General features: G+C 40.2%; 17 protein-coding genes and 1 tRNA gene. 8 read left to right on the top strand and 10 right to left on the bottom strand.

Going from position 1 to position 17,744, the window contains the following annotated elements:
* Positions 1–232 precede the first annotated feature (232 nt).
* Positions 233–823 (bottom strand): hypothetical protein, encoded by a 591-nt coding sequence (locus KBF71_03375; GenBank protein ID MBP9877358.1) that lies wholly within the window; start codon positions 821–823, stop codon positions 233–235.
* 213 nt (positions 824–1,036) lie between these two features.
* Between KBF71_03375 and KBF71_03370 the strand changes: the two genes are divergently transcribed.
* From KBF71_03370 to KBF71_03350, 5 genes are all read left to right on the top strand, one after another.
* A complete protein-coding gene (locus tag KBF71_03370) occupies positions 1,037–1,600 on the top strand; it encodes a dCTP deaminase (protein MBP9877357.1) in 564 nt (187 codons plus the stop codon).
* A 37-nt stretch (positions 1,601–1,637) separates the two neighbouring features.
* On the top strand, positions 1,638–2,927 hold the full coding sequence (gene murA, locus KBF71_03365; protein MBP9877356.1) for a UDP-N-acetylglucosamine 1-carboxyvinyltransferase: 1,290 nt from the start codon (positions 1,638–1,640) through the stop codon (positions 2,925–2,927).
* A gap of 6 nt (positions 2,928–2,933) precedes the next feature.
* On the top strand, positions 2,934–3,371 hold the full coding sequence (locus KBF71_03360) for a DUF2948 family protein (protein ID MBP9877355.1): 438 nt from the start codon (positions 2,934–2,936) through the stop codon (positions 3,369–3,371).
* A gap of 91 nt (positions 3,372–3,462) precedes the next feature.
* Positions 3,463–4,353 (top strand): hypothetical protein, encoded by an 891-nt coding sequence (locus tag KBF71_03355; GenBank protein MBP9877354.1) that lies wholly within the window; start codon positions 3,463–3,465, stop codon positions 4,351–4,353.
* 98 nt (positions 4,354–4,451) lie between these two features.
* Complete coding sequence (locus KBF71_03350; protein ID MBP9877353.1) at positions 4,452–6,740, top strand: hypothetical protein; 2,289 nt, start codon at positions 4,452–4,454, stop codon at positions 6,738–6,740.
* 59 nt (positions 6,741–6,799) lie between these two features.
* Here KBF71_03350 and KBF71_03345 read toward each other — a convergent pair.
* The 3 genes from KBF71_03345 to KBF71_03335 all read right to left on the bottom strand — a co-directional run bounded on the left by KBF71_03345 (position 6,800) and on the right by KBF71_03335 (position 9,508).
* Positions 6,800–6,876: transfer RNA gene (locus KBF71_03345), tRNA-Met, on the bottom strand.
* A gap of 109 nt (positions 6,877–6,985) precedes the next feature.
* A complete protein-coding gene (gene recN, locus KBF71_03340) occupies positions 6,986–8,671 on the bottom strand; it encodes a DNA repair protein RecN (protein MBP9877352.1) in 1,686 nt (561 codons plus the stop codon).
* An 18-nt stretch (positions 8,672–8,689) separates the two neighbouring features.
* Positions 8,690–9,508 carry an outer membrane protein assembly factor BamD gene (locus KBF71_03335; protein ID MBP9877351.1) on the bottom strand — a complete coding sequence of 273 codons (819 nt, stop codon included), beginning with the start codon at positions 9,506–9,508 and terminating at the stop codon, positions 8,690–8,692.
* A 203-nt stretch (positions 9,509–9,711) separates the two neighbouring features.
* On the opposite strand from KBF71_03335, the gene KBF71_03330 reads away from it, so the two are divergent.
* Entirely contained in the window at positions 9,712–9,909 is a 198-nt protein-coding gene (locus KBF71_03330; GenBank protein MBP9877350.1) for a hypothetical protein, read from the top strand.
* 53 nt (positions 9,910–9,962) lie between these two features.
* On the opposite strand, the gene KBF71_03325 is transcribed toward KBF71_03330, so the two are convergent.
* The 6 genes from KBF71_03325 to KBF71_03300 all read right to left on the bottom strand — a co-directional run bounded on the left by KBF71_03325 (position 9,963) and on the right by KBF71_03300 (position 16,604).
* Positions 9,963–11,288 (bottom strand): sel1 repeat family protein, encoded by a 1,326-nt coding sequence (locus tag KBF71_03325; GenBank protein ID MBP9877349.1) that lies wholly within the window; start codon positions 11,286–11,288, stop codon positions 9,963–9,965.
* Positions 11,289–11,455: 167 nt separating this feature from the next.
* Positions 11,456–11,740 (bottom strand): integration host factor subunit alpha, encoded by a 285-nt coding sequence (locus KBF71_03320; GenBank protein MBP9877348.1) that lies wholly within the window; start codon positions 11,738–11,740, stop codon positions 11,456–11,458.
* A gap of 63 nt (positions 11,741–11,803) precedes the next feature.
* A complete protein-coding gene (locus KBF71_03315; GenBank protein ID MBP9877347.1) occupies positions 11,804–12,778 on the bottom strand; it encodes a ketoacyl-ACP synthase III in 975 nt (324 codons plus the stop codon).
* Positions 12,779–12,816: 38 nt separating this feature from the next.
* Positions 12,817–13,803, bottom strand: a complete 987-nt coding sequence (gene trxB / locus KBF71_03310) for a thioredoxin-disulfide reductase (protein ID MBP9877346.1) — start codon at positions 13,801–13,803, stop codon at positions 12,817–12,819.
* Positions 13,804–13,916: 113 nt separating this feature from the next.
* A complete protein-coding gene (gene nagA, locus KBF71_03305) occupies positions 13,917–15,050 on the bottom strand; it encodes an N-acetylglucosamine-6-phosphate deacetylase (protein ID MBP9877345.1) in 1,134 nt (377 codons plus the stop codon).
* A gap of 72 nt (positions 15,051–15,122) precedes the next feature.
* Positions 15,123–16,604 (bottom strand): hypothetical protein, encoded by a 1,482-nt coding sequence (locus KBF71_03300; GenBank protein ID MBP9877344.1) that lies wholly within the window; start codon positions 16,602–16,604, stop codon positions 15,123–15,125.
* A gap of 151 nt (positions 16,605–16,755) precedes the next feature.
* On the opposite strand from KBF71_03300, the gene rsfS reads away from it, so the two are divergent.
* Positions 16,756–17,205 carry a ribosome silencing factor gene (gene rsfS, locus KBF71_03295; GenBank protein ID MBP9877343.1) on the top strand — a complete coding sequence of 150 codons (450 nt, stop codon included), beginning with the start codon at positions 16,756–16,758 and terminating at the stop codon, positions 17,203–17,205.
* The gene (locus KBF71_03290) at positions 17,202–17,672 is read left to right on the top strand and encodes a 23S rRNA (pseudouridine(1915)-N(3))-methyltransferase RlmH (GenBank protein ID MBP9877342.1); all 471 of its coding nucleotides are present in this window, start codon (positions 17,202–17,204) and stop codon (positions 17,670–17,672) included. The genes rsfS and KBF71_03290 overlap by 4 nt, the downstream gene beginning before the upstream one ends.
* Positions 17,673–17,744: the final 72 nt, after the last annotated feature.

The following is a 17,744-nucleotide window of genomic DNA, read 5'->3' as shown; positions in this document are numbered from 1 at the left end:
GGATCAAAAGCAGAATGCAGAAACCATTATGGCGCATAGATGCCGAATATATGACAGCTTCAATTCTCCTTATACACATCGCTTTCGATTTTTTTCTTGTATTATCATCGGCGTCCATATATGACGGCTCTGAATTTTAAAGCACTTTCTTATACATACCAGAAAATAACTTACAAACAATAAAAAAGGCACCACAAGGCGCCTTTTTAATCAAAATAATTTGTGTTTGATATTAATGAGCACTTCTCATGTTTTGGAGCAACATTTCAAAAATCATTTTCCAGATTTCAGCCATTTTTTTCGCATGAGCTTCATTCACGATCTCTTGGAAAATCGCTGTAACCAACCTTTTCGCTTCATCTTTTGGCAAGCAAGATAAATCAGAAACGCCGAGTGCTTGCAAATATGTCCCCATTTTTTGCTGAAAGGCTTGACCTGAGATCGATTCTCTTAAATGCGATGGAAATAAATGCGCAGATCCAAGTATTTTCTGAGCTCTTGTGTTCATCGATTCCTGGACTTCTTGTGATTCTTCTAATGACTGTGCGATCGCCTGATACCCTGCATCCGCTTCCAATTGAGCTCTTTGAGCATCATTTAATTGAGGCGGAAATCCATTATCTTGGGCAAACTGCGCTGTATAATCTTGCAGGCTTTTTTGTAACGATGCAACTGATGTCACATCACCATCTGCATTGCGTCTTATGTGTGGTGCGCAAGCTTCAGCAACGCACTTAAGCCTATCAGAAACTTGATTTAAATAAGAATCGTGACGACTTGTTTGTGTTGTCACACATGCCATTAAATGATTTAATGCAACCATCTCAATATCTCTCCTCATTAAAAATATTAAAATCAATATATATTCAAATTATATAAAAGTCAAGAGATCAATTTACTTTTTATTCATAAAGATGAACATCTGAAACAGACCGACAAATTTCTGATGAAAGAGATTGCAATTTTCGTACTATTTGCTTAGATTAGGAAAGCGAGATTTTAACAAGATGAATCATTGAAAACAAAAGGACAAAAAATGCCAATTATGCCAGACAAATGGATTCGTGAAAAAAGCCTAACACACAAAATGATTGACCCTTTTGTTGAAAAACAGAGTGGCTCTGGTGTTATTTCATACGGTCTTTCATCTTATGGATATGATGCACGCCTTGCTCCAGAATTTAAAGTTTTCACAAATGTTCATAGCGCAACTGTTGATCCAAAACAATTTTCACCAAACAGCTTTGTTGATCTGCATACAGATGTCTGCGTGATTCCGCCTAATAGCTTTGCTCTTGCACGCACCGTTGAATATTTTAAAATCCCTCGCGATATGTTGGTGATTTGTCTTGGTAAATCAACTTATGCACGCTGTGGCCTTATAGTGAACGTAACCCCTCTAGAGCCAGAATGGGAAGGGCACGTGACTCTTGAAATTTCAAACACAACACCTCTGCCTGCAAAAGTTTATGCAAATGAAGGTATCTGTCAATTTCTCTTCCTCCAAGGAAAAGATATTTGCGAGACATCTTATGCTGACAGAGCTGGTAAATATATGGGACAAACTGGTGTTACCCTCCCCCGCCTACTTTCTGCTTAATTTTACAAACTTCCATTTATAGATAAGGACTCATCACATGGACACTATTTTGATCAAAGGCGGCAACGTCTTAAGAGGCGAAATCGAAATCAGTGGTGCCAAAAATGCGGCTCTACCTCTCATGGCTGCGTCCTTGCTTTGCGATGGTGTTTTACGTCTCACAAATTTGCCACATCTCAATGATATCGCATCGATGGCTGAATTGTTAAACCAATTGGGCGTTGGACTCTGTTTTAATTCCTTAAGCAGTGGGCTGAACGGACATGAAGGCAAAGTGCTTGAAATGGATGCAAGCGGCGTGAATTCAACAGTTGCTCCTTATGACATCGTCCGAAAAATGCGTGCATCGATCCTTGTTTTGGGCCCTCTTTTGGCACGGTTTCACAAGGCGAAGGTCTCTTTACCTGGCGGCTGCGCAATCGGAACACGCCCTGTCAATTTACACATTGATGCCCTGCGCAAACTAGGAGCCACCATTGATATTGAAGATGGCTATATCATTGCCTCAGCCCCTCAAGGATTGGTTGGCTCTGAAATTTTAATGCCGATTGTCTCTGTCACAGGCACTGAAAATATTATGATGGCGGCCTGTCTTGCCAAGGGCAAAACCGTTATTATCAATGCCGCACGCGAACCTGAGATCATCGATCTTGGTGAATGCCTTCAAAAAATGGGCGCAGATATTCAAGGTCTTGGCACTGATCGCATTGAAATTATCGGCACAGATTCTTTACACTCTGCTGAGCATGAAGTCATTCCTGATCGAATCGAGATTGGCACCTATGCAATGGCAGCTGGACTTACAGGCGGAGAACTGCTTTTAAAAGGAGCAAAGCTCAACCTCATTGAGGCTGTTGCAGCAACGCTAAAAGATGCAGGCCTTTCTTTGACACAAGCATCAAATGGCATTCATGTCAAAATGGAAAGAAACCGCCTTACCTCCATCAACATGACAACAGAGCCTTTCCCTGGCTTTCCAACAGATTTACAAGCCCAGTTTATGGCACTGATGTGTACCGCTCATGGCACATCCCTCGTGACAGAAACAATCTTTGAAAACAGATTCATGCATGTGCCTGAATTAAGCCGCATGGGAGCTAATATCCACATTCAGGGCTCCTCAGCAATGATCCACGGCGTTGAAAGACTAAAGGGCGCACCTGTGATGGCAACTGACTTAAGAGCCTCTGTCTCTCTTGTTCTAGCCGCTCTTGCTGCTGAAGGAGAGACAGTTGTGAGTCGCGTTTACCATCTTGATCGTGGATATGAGCGCGTTGAAGAAAAATTATCAGCATGTGGCGCTCAAATCTATAGAAAACGGAAATAGACGTCAATGTCTTCATTCACGCCCCTACGCCTCATTGCAAAAGATTTAGAAGATATCAAAGTTCTGTCTTCATGCGTTCAAGATGCAATCTTGCCGCTGAAAGAAATGGCTTTTATGCCTGAAGAACAACAATTTGCGCTCCTCATTCAGCGTTTTTGTTGGGAATGTACGCAAATAGATAAGACAGAAATCAATCAGGACAACATAAAACGTATCCATTCAGCGCTCATTTTCTCTCATATTTCATCGTATAAAACGATTGGTATTGAAGAAAATATGGATATCTTAGAACTTCTTGCTATCCAAACTCCTGACAAAAACTCAATGACGCTTCACTTTGCAGGGGGCGCTTCTATCAAGTTAAAGTTCACATCTATTCATGTTAAGCTTGAAGATGTTGGATCTCCTTGGACAGTCAGCCATATACCAAAGCATAAAATCTAATGAGCAGCTTCGATTTCTGACCCACCCTTCATTTTCTGTATTTCTTAAGAAATAGAGATGTACTCTGAATCTATGGAGAAGGGAGAGTCATATGAAACCTGAACACAGCACCCTCAATATTACCCCCCAACAAATTAGCCCTGATGCACATTTTCAAATAGCCAGCTTTTCTGATCTACCTATAAGTGTCATTGAAGATCATATTTGCTCCCGCATCTCAACACACGAAGAATTTCAAAGCTTTACGCTTGTCTGTAAACAATTCAAACAGGCGGCCTATCAGACTTATTTTTACAAACACTACATCCTCCGTTTGCCAAATTCAGGCATTTTTGCTCTTTTCATGTCTGAACCAAGCCTTCTGATTTCACGTTATGAAAAAATTGATCTTTCTGAATCTGTGATTGATAATCAAGGCCTCAGCCTCCTCTCAAGAAAAACACGGATTGTCACAGACTGCAGATTCACTTGGTGTATTCTTTTAACACCTGATGCCATTATCTCTTTTCTCAAAAATACAGCTTACTTACAAAGCCTCAATCTTGATTATTGTTATGATGTCAATTCAGATGTTCTTGATTGTATCTCACAGGCTTGCCCTAGACTCGAGCGATTAAGCCTTTCTCATCTCAATAAAATCACGATTGAAAGCATTTTGAACCTTTTAGAAAAATGTTCAAATATGAAAGAACTAACGTTAAGGGCAACTTATAACCTAAATGATATGCGTATCGTTGATATTTTCAAAAAAGGTAAAAACTTAGAAAGAGTTGATCTCAGTCATTCATCATTTGTGTCAAATGACATTCTTGAGCAAATTGTCGCAGCGATTCTTGAAAATCAACAGTCACATCAGAAGCCTTTCGAACTGATTCTTGAACGCAATGATCTCTTAAAAGCAGAATTTGTTGACTCAATACAAGCCGAAAATCCCACAATTTACATAAGATATTCACCCCTACCGTTAGAAATAAATTCATAAAGTAAATTCATAAAAAATATGAACTTTGCATTTTTTTATTAATTTATATAAAATTTGTATTATAATATAATTATATTTTAACTAGGGAGGCTCACTCAATGAAAAACACAACAAAAAGCAAAACGATTTCTCACTTAAAATCAACAACAGCTCTTGCTCTTTTAGCCACTTTAGGCATCTGCGTCATGAATACCTCGTTCAGCAATATGGCACAAGCAGAAACAACGCATGCTGAAGAAAACAATAAAGACTGTAAAACAAATGAATCAAAAGACAAAAAATGTGAAGAAAAAAATTCATTCCAATTATTTATTCAATCCCTTATGCATCGATTCTTTGGCTCTGAAGACCAAAATTCTGCTGTCCATTCTGAAGATAAAGCAGGAAGTGGCAAAGGTGGACAAGCCGTTGACAACAATAGTCAGAATACAGGCGATGCACCTCCTGGCACAACCGATTCCTCACAATCACCTCAAGGCAATGAAACACCTACCGGAGCGAATAATACAACCGAAGACACAAAAGAAACCGGAGCAAGCATGCTCTCAGGTGCAACTGGATCTGGCAGCTCATCAGGAAGCTCCACAGGCGGCGGCGGAGACAGTAGCAGTACAACACCAGCAGCACCATCTGAATCTACACAATCGCCTCAAGGCGAAACACCTAGCGGAGGCACAGGCACAACAAACGGCACAACCGGAGGAAGCTCTGGATCCTCAACTGAAAGCGGTACATCAACAGGACAGGATGGAACAGGCGCCTCTATGATGCAAGAACCAGCACCCCCAACGACATCACCTCCGACCACTGAAACGCCAACGGGAAGTGACAGTTCAACGACTGGCGGCACGATTATTAAAGACAAGCCAACAAAAACTCCTCTGCCAACAGCGGATGTAATCATAGAAACGCCTCAAGCGACTGAACCAGTGACAACGCCTGCACCAACAACATTACCACCCAAAGATCAAACTCTGGTGACCCCTCCTCTCTCTCAACAAGCACCACCACCCCCAAAGGAATCTCTAACAAGTGGAGCTGTTGGAAATAGCACACCGACTGAAGGTACACAACCACAGGGAACACAAACCCTCCCTCAAGCGGTTATTGTCCAACCTCAAGTGCTAACGGCCGCACCTTTTGCAACTTTTACCCCAACAACACCTGCTGCGCCGTCATCCAGTGCTCCTCTTGATCTCAACAGCGGTGTTGTTATCAATCAAAATAATCAGCCAGTCTTTTTACCCTCTGATCCATACAAAGATGTTACACTTGGCGGAGGCAATAAAACCGAGATAGAGACGACAAGTAGCATCAACACACATGGATTGGGTTTCTTAAGTCAAGCCTCTAGAGATACTAACCCTAACACAACTTTGCCCCCAGCAATTATGCTTCAGCCACAGGTATTAACGGCACTCCCTTATTCAACTTTCACGCCAACACCGAGTCCAGATTCAATAGAAGCTGAGAGACTCATTCTTGAAGGAGGACAAACAACCCTTATCCTCGATAGAAATGACGACACAAGCACCCCACCTGCTGCTAACACAACAACATATGTGAATAATACGCCAGCTGTTGGCAATCCGCAGGCCCCTTCAGGCACAACAATGCCCCTGCTTGATCTTAACAATGCAAACCCTGTTGTGACGAATGGTCAATTGACCATAAACGATACAACAACAAGTACACAACCTTCAAGCCTTGCAGATTGGGCAGCCACTTTAGGTCAATTTAATGGAACAGTCGCAGGCGGCACAACAACGACAACACAAACCATCATGTTACCGGGCGGTGCTATTACAACTAACTTTTCGACGCCTTCCAGTTCCCCCTCTTTTGTCGTCAATGGAACCTCTTCAACAACATTTGGAACGGGCTCTTTTGCGGCATCAAATACACTATACGATTCAAATGGTCAGCGCATTGGCCTTGTAACCAATGCAATGCCTCAAATTTTAACTACATCGCAAAACTACAAAGGATTTGTCTATGACTCATCCGGAAATGTGATTGGCGCTTTTATGACTGGCCTCTATTTCGCTTATGCCGATGGTAAATGGTACCAAGCCATGCTCAATAAAGTTCCTGTTCAATATGTGGGTGCGGATCCAGCTACGATTACAAAATTCTTTGGGACAGTTCCACAAACAACCCTACCCACCGAAGTGCAACAAAGGCAAACAATGACCATTGCTAAACCAAGTAAACCTAGTACACCTTCTAAATCCAAACAAATCACAGAAGACACAACAGATATCGTTTATATTGATGAAGACAGTGGCAACATTGAAAGAGACAGCGCTCGTGACCAAGGCAGAACCTCACCTGCCAGCACCGCACCTGCTGTACCTGTTGCACCTCCGCCAGATGATAACTTCTAAAAGCCTTCTGATAAAAAAAATCAGCCCTTCGGGGCTGTTTTGCATTTAAACTGGGATTTTGGTAGCGGAGGAGGGATTTGAACCCCCGACACAAGGATTATGATTCCTCTGCTCTGACCAACTGAGCTACTCCGCCGCGTACCGTAAAGACGCTCACGTCTTACTTATATCATTTTTTAATCTATCTGAGCCAAATCGTCAAGTCTAAAATCAAAAATTGACAATTTATTTTACAACATAAGACCTCAAGCCGCTATCAAAGTCCTAGCCGCTGCTCTTGCCTCTTCTGAGACATGTGCACCAGAAATCATCCGAGCTAATTCCTCAACTCTTTGCTCATAGCTTAAAGTGACAACAGACGATGTAAAGAGTTCTGAGTGCTCTTTTTTATCTTTCTGCACAAAATAATGATGATCAGCGCGCGATGCAATTTGCGGCGAGTGTGTCACTAAAAAGATTTGCTTCTCTTTTGAAAGTGCTTTTAAGCGCTCACCTACAGCATCTGAAACGGCGCCGCCAATGCCTGTATCAATCTCATCAAAAATCAATGTCATTGCCCCTTCACTCTGATGCAGAACCAATTTGAGCGCTAACATCAAGCGAGAGAGTTCACCGCCCGAGGCAACCTTATGAATTGGTGACAAAACGCCGGATGAACCTGTATTGATCAAGAACTGCACCGATGAAAGACCTGAAAGTGTTGCCTTTTCTTCAGGCAAAGCCTCTACAGCAACAGAAAACTGAGCATGACCCATCTTTAAAGGAGCCAATTCTGCATTCACACGCACTTGAAGCTTTTGAGCAATATCAGCTCTCTTCGCATGAAGAATCTCTGCTTTTTCCAGATAGGCTTTTTTCGATGTTTCAAACTTTTTCTTTTGCTGCAAGAGCATCGCCTCTCCGTCTGAGATCAATGCAATTTCCTGTGCAAAATAATCACGCTTTGCAATCAAATCAACTGATGCAACTTGATATTTACGTGCTAAGGTCCGAATCAAAGAGAGCCTCTCCTCAAGCGCCTCAAAATCAGCTTCACTCAAATCATCAGCCATGGCTGAGCTCAATTGACCTTCTGCTTCAATCAATTCAATGGATGCGCGATTCAATGCATCATAAACAGTTGCATATATATCGCGGATATAAGGAGGCTGACGATCAATTAAACGTAAGGCCTTCAAAATATCAGACTTCGGCGATGCATCACCATTAAAGAGCAACTCAAGCTGTTCCGTCACCTCACGGATTTTTTGCGCATTCATAAAAGCCTGACGTTTTTCAAGTAATGTCTCTTCTTCATTTTCAGCTAAGTTTAAGTCCGTTAGCTCTGTTAAAGCATGCTGAATATAGTCTTGCTCTCTTTGGCTCTTTTCAATCTCTAATAACAATTGCTCATAGGCTTTCTCTGCTTCCTTCCAGGCGGTAAAAAGCGCTCTGATCTCTTGAGTCTCAGAGACAAGACCTCCAAACAGATCAAGTGATACAAGATGTTGAGAAAGATCCATCAAAGATTGCGTTTGAAATTGGCCAATAATCTCAAGAAGACCATCTGAGACCATTTTTAAAAAAGCCAGACTGACTGGTTGGTCATTGACGAAAGATTGACTTCTACCATCTCCGCGTAAAATCCGGCGAATGACTAACGATTCCTGGGATGCGAGATCAATCTCAAGCCCAGCTTCATCAGAAGCCTCTTTAAAAAAAGAAAGAAATTCTGGCGAAAAACCAGAGAATGAAGCCGTGACAAGAGCTTTATCTTGTCCATGCCTGATCAACTTTACATCTGCCCTCTGACCTAAAACAAGCCCGAGCGCATCAAGAATAATGGATTTACCGGCGCCCGTTTCGCCCGTTAGTACAGAAAGCCCTTTTTCAAAAGACAATGAGAGCTTGTCAATCAGTACAAGATTTTCAATTGTCACATAATCAAGCATTCCGATTAACCTCGTATCTTATTTTACCAAAGATTTCCATGCCCTAGAGATCCAAGAACGATCATTTTCACGCGGAACATGGTCTGTTTCTCTTAACAATGCATATGAGTCCTCATACCATTCACTACCCGGAAAGTTATACCCTAAAACAGCGGCAACTGATTCAGCCTCATCAAAAAGACCAACTGAAACATAGGCTTCAACCAAACGATGAAGAGCCTCTGGCGTATGGCTTGTTGTTTGATATTTCACAATGACCTGCTGGAAACGTGTAATGGCTGATTGATAATAACCTTGTTTTAAGTAGAAACGACCGATTGCCATTTCCTTTCCTGCCAAGTGATCCTTTAATAAGGCAAGCTTTAAACTTGCATCTTTTGCATAAGTGCTATCAGGAAATTTTTCAACTAATTCTTCAAAAGCTTCATGAGCGCGCTCTGTGAGGGATTGATCCCGACGCACATCCGCAATTTGCTCGTAATAGCTAAGGCCTTTCAGATAGTAAGCATAGGCAATGTCTTTATGACCTGGGTGCATCTGAATAAAACTATCAAGTGATACTATCGCATCATCATATTTTAAAGCCTCATAATAACAGTAGGCTGCCATTAATCGTGCTTTTGTTGCCCAGCTTGAATAAGGATGGTGACGCTCAACCTCTTCAAAAATCTTTGCGGCCTCATTAAAATTATCAGCATCCATTGCTGCTTTAGCTTGAGCGTAAATTTGATCAACCGGTTTTTCAATATAGATCTCATCTTCTTTACAGGCCGCTAAAGCGCTTAATAGCGAGAGACAAAGAACAATTTTTCCGAAATATCGAAAGCCGTTTTTCATTTTTATCTGATCCTTCTAAGATGTTATACCACCCCTTGATTTATACCAAGAGATCTAAGAAGAAGATAGTGAAAAATGCCATCCCCTGCACTAAACACTGCAATTTAAATTATTTGAAAAATTATATTGTAATTTACTTCAAATTTTATTATAATTAAACCATAGGGCGTCACTTAAGAAAAACAATAGAAAGGGAGATCAACATGTCATTATCCGTCAAATCCATCAATATGATCATTGATTTAATTGAGATTAAGCTTAGTTATATGAGCGTGACTGACCGTGAGGACGCGAAAGAATATGCGATCCTCGAAAAAACACTCAGCGAATTAAAGGCAATGAAAACCCTTAAGCAAAACAATCTCGTTACAATGAAAATGCAGGAAGCGGCGACGAAATAGACTTAGCCGAAATGGAGATATTAAAATTCTATTGGGTTAAGATTGATCTATACTTACTTGAACTGACGCAACAGACTTTCAATATTATCTTGCGCAACCCTATCCATCTGAGTTGCAACTAATCTAGAATAATGAGAAATCAACTCTGGACTTGCCCCAGTGGGATTGCCTTTTCGTCTATACAAACCAATAAGCGCAAATAATGCCTCTGTGTGTCCTTGATCTGCAGCTAACTGAAGGTAACGAACAGCCTCCATCAAACTTGACTTAACACCCCTACCTGTTTGATACATTGTACCAAGGACAAATTGAGCTTCAACATTTCCAGCATCTGCAGCCAATTTAATACGCGGAACATTTTCAGATAGAGATGGGTCAACTACTTGCTTATTCCTGTACATAACCTTAAGATTTTGGATGGCTAGATCATATCCCTGATCCGCGGCTAATTTAAAGTAACGAGCCGCTTCATTCATATTTTTTTTATAACCTTTGCCATTATAATACATGGTTCCAAGATTGTATTGAGCTGTTACATAACCTCGATCCGCTGCCTTTTTATAATAACGAGCCGCTTTACGAAAATCTCTTTTAACACCCCTACCCGTTTGATACATTGTACCAATCATATATTGCGCTTGTACATCACCTTGAGCCGCTGCGAGCTTAACCAAACGAAATGCCTCTGATAAATTCTGTTCAACTCCCTCACCAGCGTGATACATGGCTCCAAGGTTATATTGAGCATTTGCATCATCTTGAGCTACTGCAAGATTGAAATAACGAGCGGCTTCAACCAAATTTTGCTTAACACCATCACCACTGTAATACATCGTTCCTAGAATAGACTGAGCTACTGCATAGCCTTTATCTGCGGCCAACTTAAAGAGAATAAACGCTCTTTTATTATCATTTGCAATACCATCGGCACTACTTTGATATAAGATTGCTTCCAAAGTTTCAATGATCGGATGAAAAAAAATATCTAATGCTCGATTATTTCTTAGATTGCGTAAAATTGTTAAACTCTCAGAGGGTGAGTATTGATGTTGGTTTCTACGCTCTAAACTTAGATCATCCGGTAATTGCTCTTGTGGAACTAGCAAAGACATCGCCTTGAAAATATTCCGCGTAATGTCTTGAGGAATTTCATTCAGATTTTCAACAAATAGAACACTCCGGTTAAAAATCTTTTTCTGTTCAACCAATTCTAAACCTTGAAACTCTAAATTAACCGCCCCTGATCTTTTATTGAGCGTAAAAGGCATTTTAAACTCAATATCATAAGCATGTGCTTTGATAAATTTTGATTCACCGCTTATTGGACTTTGAATTGCTGTTTCATTTGGAACGACTGGCCGTAGTAACACGTGCGACATTAAAATACTCCTGTAAATATATTGTCTGTTTATCTTACAAATTATTGTAATAAAATTGATTAAATCATAGCTTTATTATAAAATCAATACTAAATTAAAAACAATACTAAAAAATTAGGCCCTCTTGAAGTAGAAGAGCCTAATTTGAACAGAAGCAATCTTAATCTCTAAGCGTTTAGGCCTTCTCTCAGCATTCTGCTTGAGCGGAAGCTCACAACACGGCGCGGTGTGATTTTAACTTCTTCGCCTGTTTTTGGGTTACGGCCAACGCGTTCGCTTTTAGTCAATACATTGAAGGAAGCAAATGCAGGAATCTTAACTGTCTCGCCATTTTTAAGTGCATCACCGACCAAGTCTAAAACCTGACCAATCACTTTCATCGCATCAGTCTTTGACAGCCCAATCTCTTCAAAAATTTTGTTCGCTATTTCATCTTTTGTGAGTGTGTGCATTTTTCTATCCTTCTTTATGAACTGTTAAATTTTGAATTAAGAAACCCAGTATACCTATTTTTTTTACCAACGCAAGAGGGAAGATCCCCAAGAAAGCCCTGCCCCAAATGCAGATAAGGCAACCAGCTGCCCTTTCTTTACATGCCCTTCAGAAACAGCATAGTCTAAGGCGAGCGGAATTGAAGCCGCTGACGTGTTTGCATGGAATGAGACTGTTGAAATCAAGTTTTTCTCATCAAGGCCTATTCTTTTCCCAACGGCCTCTAGAATACGTGAGTTTGCTTGGTGCGGAATAAACCAGTCAATGTCAGATACACTCAATTTATTCTTTTCAAGGGCTTGAAAAACAGAATCACTCATAGCCTTAACGGCACTTTTGAAAACCTCTTGTCCTACCATAGTTGTGACGCCTGAAGAACGATTCAATGAAGGCCCACCATCGGCACAGAGAATATCTATATATCGACCATCAGAAAATAGGTGAGTTGAGAGAATCCCTTCTGTTTGAACATCACCTGAATCTTCAAAAGCTGAAAGAATAACAGCTCCGGCACCATCGCCAAACAAAACACAAGTACGTCTGTCGTTCCAATCTAAAATGCGTGAGAAGGTCTCAGCGCCAATCACCATAATGTGTTTGGCTGAACCCGATTTAATAAACTGATCCGCAATTGAGAGCCCATAGATAAAGCCGGCACAAACAGCTTGAACATCGAACGCACAACCACGTTCCATCCCTAACTGAGCCTGTACTCTTGTTGCTGTCGCCGGGAATGTCCGATCCGGCGTTGTGGTCGCAACAATAATCATATCAATATCTTCAATGCCAATAGAGGCTTTTGACAAACATTTCCGCGCTGCTTCTATTGCCAAATCAGATGTCAACACATCATCTTCAGCCAAATATCGCTGCTCTATGCCTGTTCTCTGAACAATCCAATCGTGTGACGTATCAACGATTTTTTCTAAATCATAGTTCGTGACAACCTTAGGTGGCAAATAAGAACCAACGCTTGTAATTTTAGATCGAGTGACCATACTCATTATATCCTTTGTTTAAAAACGTTCTAATTCGCCTAAGCGACATTTGAGATTTTAGATTTAGACTCTGCCATCGTAGCCAAGTATTTCTCAGCCTCAAGAGCAGACATGCAGCCCATACCCGCAGCCGTTACAGCTTGTCTGAAAACCTTATCCTTGACATCGCCTGCGGCAAAAACACCCGGGATGTTCGTCGCTGTTGAATCTGGCTTGGTTAAAATATACCCTTCCCCATCCATCTCAACTTTTCCTTTGAAAACCTCTGTTGCCGGATCATGACCGATTGCAATAAAGACCCCATCAACCTCAAGATTTTTTAAATCACCAGTTTGAACATGTTTCAATGCAACTGCTTTCACATATTTATCAACCGGCTGCGTGCCTCTGCTCCCTAAAATTTCATCCACGACATGATTATATTCAATGCGAATCTTTGGATGGGCTTTCACACGATCAAAAAGAATTTTTTCCCCTCTGAAAGAATCACGACGATGCACCAAAACCACTTCACTGGCATGATGTGTTAAATAAAGCGCCTCTTCTAATGCTGAATTTCCGCCACCAATCACTGCAACACGCTTTCCTCTAAAAAAGAAACCATCACAAGTTGCACAAGCTGAAACACCGTATCCCTTGAAGAACTCTTCACTCTCTAAACCAAGCCAGCGAGCCTTTGCTCCCGTTGCAATGCAAATGGCATCTGCATGAATCACAAGACCGCTCTCACATTTTGCTTTGTAAGGTTTTTCTGAAAAATCAACATCTACAACAATATCAAGCACCATCTCAGTTCCAACATGAAGCGCTTGCTTTTCCATCTGATCCATCAGGAATGGCCCTTGAATCACTTCAGCAAAGCCTGGATAATTTTCAACATCTGTTGTAATCATAAGCTGACCACCTGGCTGCATACCCTGAACCAATATAGGAGACATATTCGCCCGCGCAGCATATATGGCTGCTGTGTAACCAGCAGGCCCACCGCCGATAATCAAAAATTGTGTTGTTTTTTTCATGGCCATTTTAAAACCTCAAACTTGTTAAGTGGCATAGATTTATCAAATAGAAGCAATAAGGCTAGCATATTCAATTTTATTTCACAAGATAAAGAAAACAGCACGAAATATGATGCAACTCAAAACCACTCAACAAGAGTCTCAAGTGAGCGATTTATGAGGAAATCATCAAACGACTCCCCAACCTGAAGCCTTGATGCTTTTATTTCTCGGCCCATCACTGACCATGGTGCAGTATAAGTCATCATAAAACAATCCTCCAAAGACCATCCCAGAGTAAAATGTGCATAGCGAATTGAGTCAAGCAAAGTGACTGCACTCCCTGACAAAACACCATCTTTTGTCACTGAACGGCCAGATTCTGTATGAATTTCTTTTCCTTGCAATGTAAAAGCAGATGGCCCACCGGCAGCTGAAGGCATGGCGTCACTCACCAATATCATTTTATCAATTGGCCTTGTACCTTTTGCTAAAGCCAACATGGTTTCATGAACATGATATCCGTCAGCAATAATGGTTGTTGCGACGCGAGAGTTATTCAATACCGCACCAATAAGACCAGGCTCTCGTGCTGATAGCCCAGACATCGCATTATAAAGATGTGTTGCGCCATGACCGCCTGCTTTAAAAAAAGCGCTTGCTTCTTCAAAATTTGCATTGCTATGCCCTGCAAACAAGATGATTCCAGCGTCAACAAGCCTTTGAACATCCCCAAGCGAGATCTCTTCTGGAGCAACTGTGAGCAATAAAACCCCATCTCCAATCTTTTCTTTTAATTGGATCAAAGCACGAACATCAGCCTCATCCATTTTACGGATCAAGTTTGGAGAATGAACACCCGGTTTTTTGGGGGATAGGAAGGGACCTTCTAAATGAAGACCGGCTATGCCTTTTGGCCATGAAGACAAATTTGACCAATCTTGAAGCACGCGATCCCATTTCTCTTTGTGATCTGTAATAAAGGTGATGAGAATATCTTTCGTTCCGAAAGTTTGGTGCGCCATTTGTATTTGCTGTGCTGTTTCAAATGAAGGCAATTCATTGAAAAAATACCCTTTTCCACCATTCACTTGCAGATCAAAAAATCCAGGAATCGCAATCAAATCAGAACAATCAAGTCTTTTGATATCAGAAGGCAAATCAGACGGATCCAATTCAAGAATACGTTTCTTTTCATTAAGCAGCAACGACACAGGAGTCTTTATTTCAAGCCCATCAAAACGCGTACAATTCTGTAAATAAATTTTAGACACTTTGCCTCTTTTCTTATTTCAAAAATAGCATAACAGTTTTTGAAAAAGATGACAAAAAGAAAGAAAATGGTACTATTTTTGCGCGTAGTCAATCCTAACTCTATCTAACTCATCAAACATATTATTTAAAACATGTATATCACCAACGATCATCAGCAAAACAACGACTACCAGAGTTAATTTTCCTAATTTCGTCTCAAAAAAGGAAAAATAAAAAATGCATACAGCTATTAAAAAAATCAATGAAATATGCCAAAGCTGTGAATACAAATAAAACTCAACGGTATTCACAATGAATGAACATACATAAACGTAAAATATGATGTTAAAAAATGAAGAAAGGCCTATAATCTTTAAGATATTGTTTTGACGCACAGAAGCATACACACCCACGCACAAAACAAATACTGCGCAAAATGACAATGCTAAAATCAAAGAGAAGGATTGACTATCTTTATAAGCAAATGTGTGTTTATACGGACAGTTCATATTGATCACGTTACAACTAAAACAACATCCAAACTCTACGCTTTCAGGCATTGTAGGTATGATGGTGCGAGCAAGGTATTGCGGAGAGTCTAAAATAGACTGCATTTTTTGTGCAACTGAACGCGAATCAATTTCTTCAGGGGGACCATAAATATGATTACTCTTACTATCTCCTCTAACCACGTATTGAAAAAACCTCTGAGCATAATTTTGACTTTCATTCGTATAATAATAGGCCTTTTCATGTCTTATCAAATCTTCAACCCTTATATTCTGCCTATCAAGATTCGGGTTAGTTACTACATATATTTGATACTCATTGAATGAAAACAAAAAAATGCTCGTAAAAAATAATATACTCAAGCACAATATACTAGCTTTCATCCCAGATATAAACACACCTTTTTTCTGCTGGAAATAATTGAAGAAAAAATACAACAATCCTAAGTAAAAAAGATTGGTGGGTGCCGCCATTAATAAAACCGAACCTGAAAAACAAAGGCCTATAAAGTCATAATATTTATTTGAAAAAGAATAAGACACAAAAAACAATAAAACCAAAACACATGAAAACGCTGTCAAACCATACGATTCGGGTATCGATCCAAAAATCAACGCACTAAAACTAAACACACTCAACAAAACCAAAAAAACAGCATGAAAAAAGCTAAACTTTAAAAGACGAAAAACAACAAACAATAAACTAAATTTAAGCGCTGATGCAAAAGGAATGACTGACAAACCCAATACAAATAAAGTCTTTTGGGAATCAAAAACATTAAAGAAACCCACTATCATATTTGTAAACCTAACGATCAACAGGACGAAAAAAACAATTGGATGATTCGGAAAAGAATTCACCCAATGCGGGTATTCTTTTACAGTAAATGATCCTATATACGCAGGAATATCAGCACTAAAAAGAACATCATATTGTGAAAACACACCCTTTTCATTCCAAATATAAGCAAGCCACCCTTCAACCATAAAAACTGACAAGAATATAAACGCTAAAAAAAGAAATTCACCTTTGCTTATTTTTTTAAAATACTCTACTAAACTCAATCTAACAACTCCCTTTCTGACCCAAATTATGTCAACAAAGCTTTAAAGCATCATTAAACCTTGTAGTTTTTATTGATCTCAATAAGACAAACAATAATACTATGGCTCACTTGAAACAAACACAAAAACCCGATAACAGTTTTTGAAAAAGATGACAAAAAGAAAGAAAAGTGGTATACTTAAGTTGTGTAAAGCAGACAGAAAGGGGCCATCCATTACAAATATTCAAGCAAAACATGACGAACCCGCCATGCATTTAAAAGATCTAATCATAGAAAGCCTCCATAACGACAAGGCAGAAGATCTCTTGCTGATTGATTTAGAAGAAAAAAGCTACATCGCTGATTACATGATCATTGTCACAGGCACATCAACAAGACACTTACAATCGATGGCCAAACACCTCGTAGATAAAACAGACTCACTGAAAAACATCGAAAGCCATATTGAAGGGCTTGAGAAATGCGAGTGGGTTTTATTTGATGCGGGTGACGTGATTGTACATCTCTTTCTTAAAGACGTTCGCAAGTTCTATGATCTCGAGAGAATATGGTGCTTTGAACAATCTGAAACACCTGAAAAGATTACATCAAAACCATGAAGCTCTCTCTTTTTTGCATAGCTATTCAAAAATCAGGCGCTGAAGCCCAAACGCTTGTAACTCTTTTGCAGCACTATCAAAAGCAAATGTCTCCAACCCTTGACATTAAAGATTTTTCCATCAAACAAAAACTGCCACCAGAGCAATTGAGACGCAAAGAATCTGAACTGCTGCTTGATAATCTTCCGCCTCAGGCCTATCTCATTGCCTTGGATGAAAGAGGTGAAAATCCAACAAGTCTCGAGCTTGCAAAGAAAATTGAAAAAATTCAACTCAGCGGCTGCCCTCACCTTGTCTTAGCCATTGGCGGCGCTCATGGTCATGATGAATTGCTCCGTAAAAGAGCTGACTATACGCTTAGTTTCGGCAAAATGACCTGGCCACATCAACTCATGAAACTTCTGGTTACAGAACAACTCTACCGCGCGCAAATGATCCTTAAAGGCCATCCCTATCACAAGGAGTAAAATTTTTCGTGAGCAACCCAAATAAGGCTTATATATTTTGTTAAATTTTGCTACCATTAGATAATATAATAG

The sequence above is a fragment of the Alphaproteobacteria bacterium genome, from assembly GCA_018063245.1.
GTDB lineage: Bacteria > Pseudomonadota > Alphaproteobacteria > JAGPBS01 > JAGPBS01 > JAGPBS01.
This window is presented reverse-complemented; position numbering and strand designations above follow the sequence as displayed.

What these genes read in the sequence shown, in the direction of transcription:
- KBF71_03375 (MBP9877358.1), bottom strand. Translation starts at nt 823, where the DNA reads ATGGTTGCATTAAATCATTTAATGGCATGTGTGACAACACAAACAAGT.
- KBF71_03370 (MBP9877357.1), top strand. Translation starts at nt 1,037, where the DNA reads ATGCCAATTATGCCAGACAAATGGATTCGTGAAAAAAGCCTAACACAC.
- murA (MBP9877356.1), top strand. Translation starts at nt 1,638, where the DNA reads ATGGACACTATTTTGATCAAAGGCGGCAACGTCTTAAGAGGCGAAATC.
- KBF71_03360 (MBP9877355.1), top strand. Translation starts at nt 2,934, where the DNA reads ATGTCTTCATTCACGCCCCTACGCCTCATTGCAAAAGATTTAGAAGAT.
- KBF71_03355 (MBP9877354.1), top strand. Translation starts at nt 3,463, where the DNA reads ATGAAACCTGAACACAGCACCCTCAATATTACCCCCCAACAAATTAGC.
- KBF71_03350 (MBP9877353.1), top strand. Translation starts at nt 4,452, where the DNA reads ATGAAAAACACAACAAAAAGCAAAACGATTTCTCACTTAAAATCAACA.
- recN (MBP9877352.1), bottom strand. Translation starts at nt 8,671, where the DNA reads ATGCTTGATTATGTGACAATTGAAAATCTTGTACTGATTGACAAGCTC.
- KBF71_03335 (MBP9877351.1), bottom strand. Translation starts at nt 9,508, where the DNA reads ATGAAAAACGGCTTTCGATATTTCGGAAAAATTGTTCTTTGTCTCTCG.
- KBF71_03330 (MBP9877350.1), top strand. Translation starts at nt 9,712, where the DNA reads ATGTCATTATCCGTCAAATCCATCAATATGATCATTGATTTAATTGAG.
- KBF71_03325 (MBP9877349.1), bottom strand. Translation starts at nt 11,288, where the DNA reads ATGTCGCACGTGTTACTACGGCCAGTCGTTCCAAATGAAACAGCAATT.
- KBF71_03320 (MBP9877348.1), bottom strand. Translation starts at nt 11,740, where the DNA reads ATGCACACACTCACAAAAGATGAAATAGCGAACAAAATTTTTGAAGAG.
- KBF71_03315 (MBP9877347.1), bottom strand. Translation starts at nt 12,778, where the DNA reads ATGGTCACTCGATCTAAAATTACAAGCGTTGGTTCTTATTTGCCACCT.
- trxB (MBP9877346.1), bottom strand. Translation starts at nt 13,803, where the DNA reads ATGGCCATGAAAAAAACAACACAATTTTTGATTATCGGCGGTGGGCCT.
- rsfS (MBP9877343.1), top strand. Translation starts at nt 16,756, where the DNA reads ATGACAAAAAGAAAGAAAAGTGGTATACTTAAGTTGTGTAAAGCAGAC.
- KBF71_03290 (MBP9877342.1), top strand. Translation starts at nt 17,202, where the DNA reads ATGAAGCTCTCTCTTTTTTGCATAGCTATTCAAAAATCAGGCGCTGAA.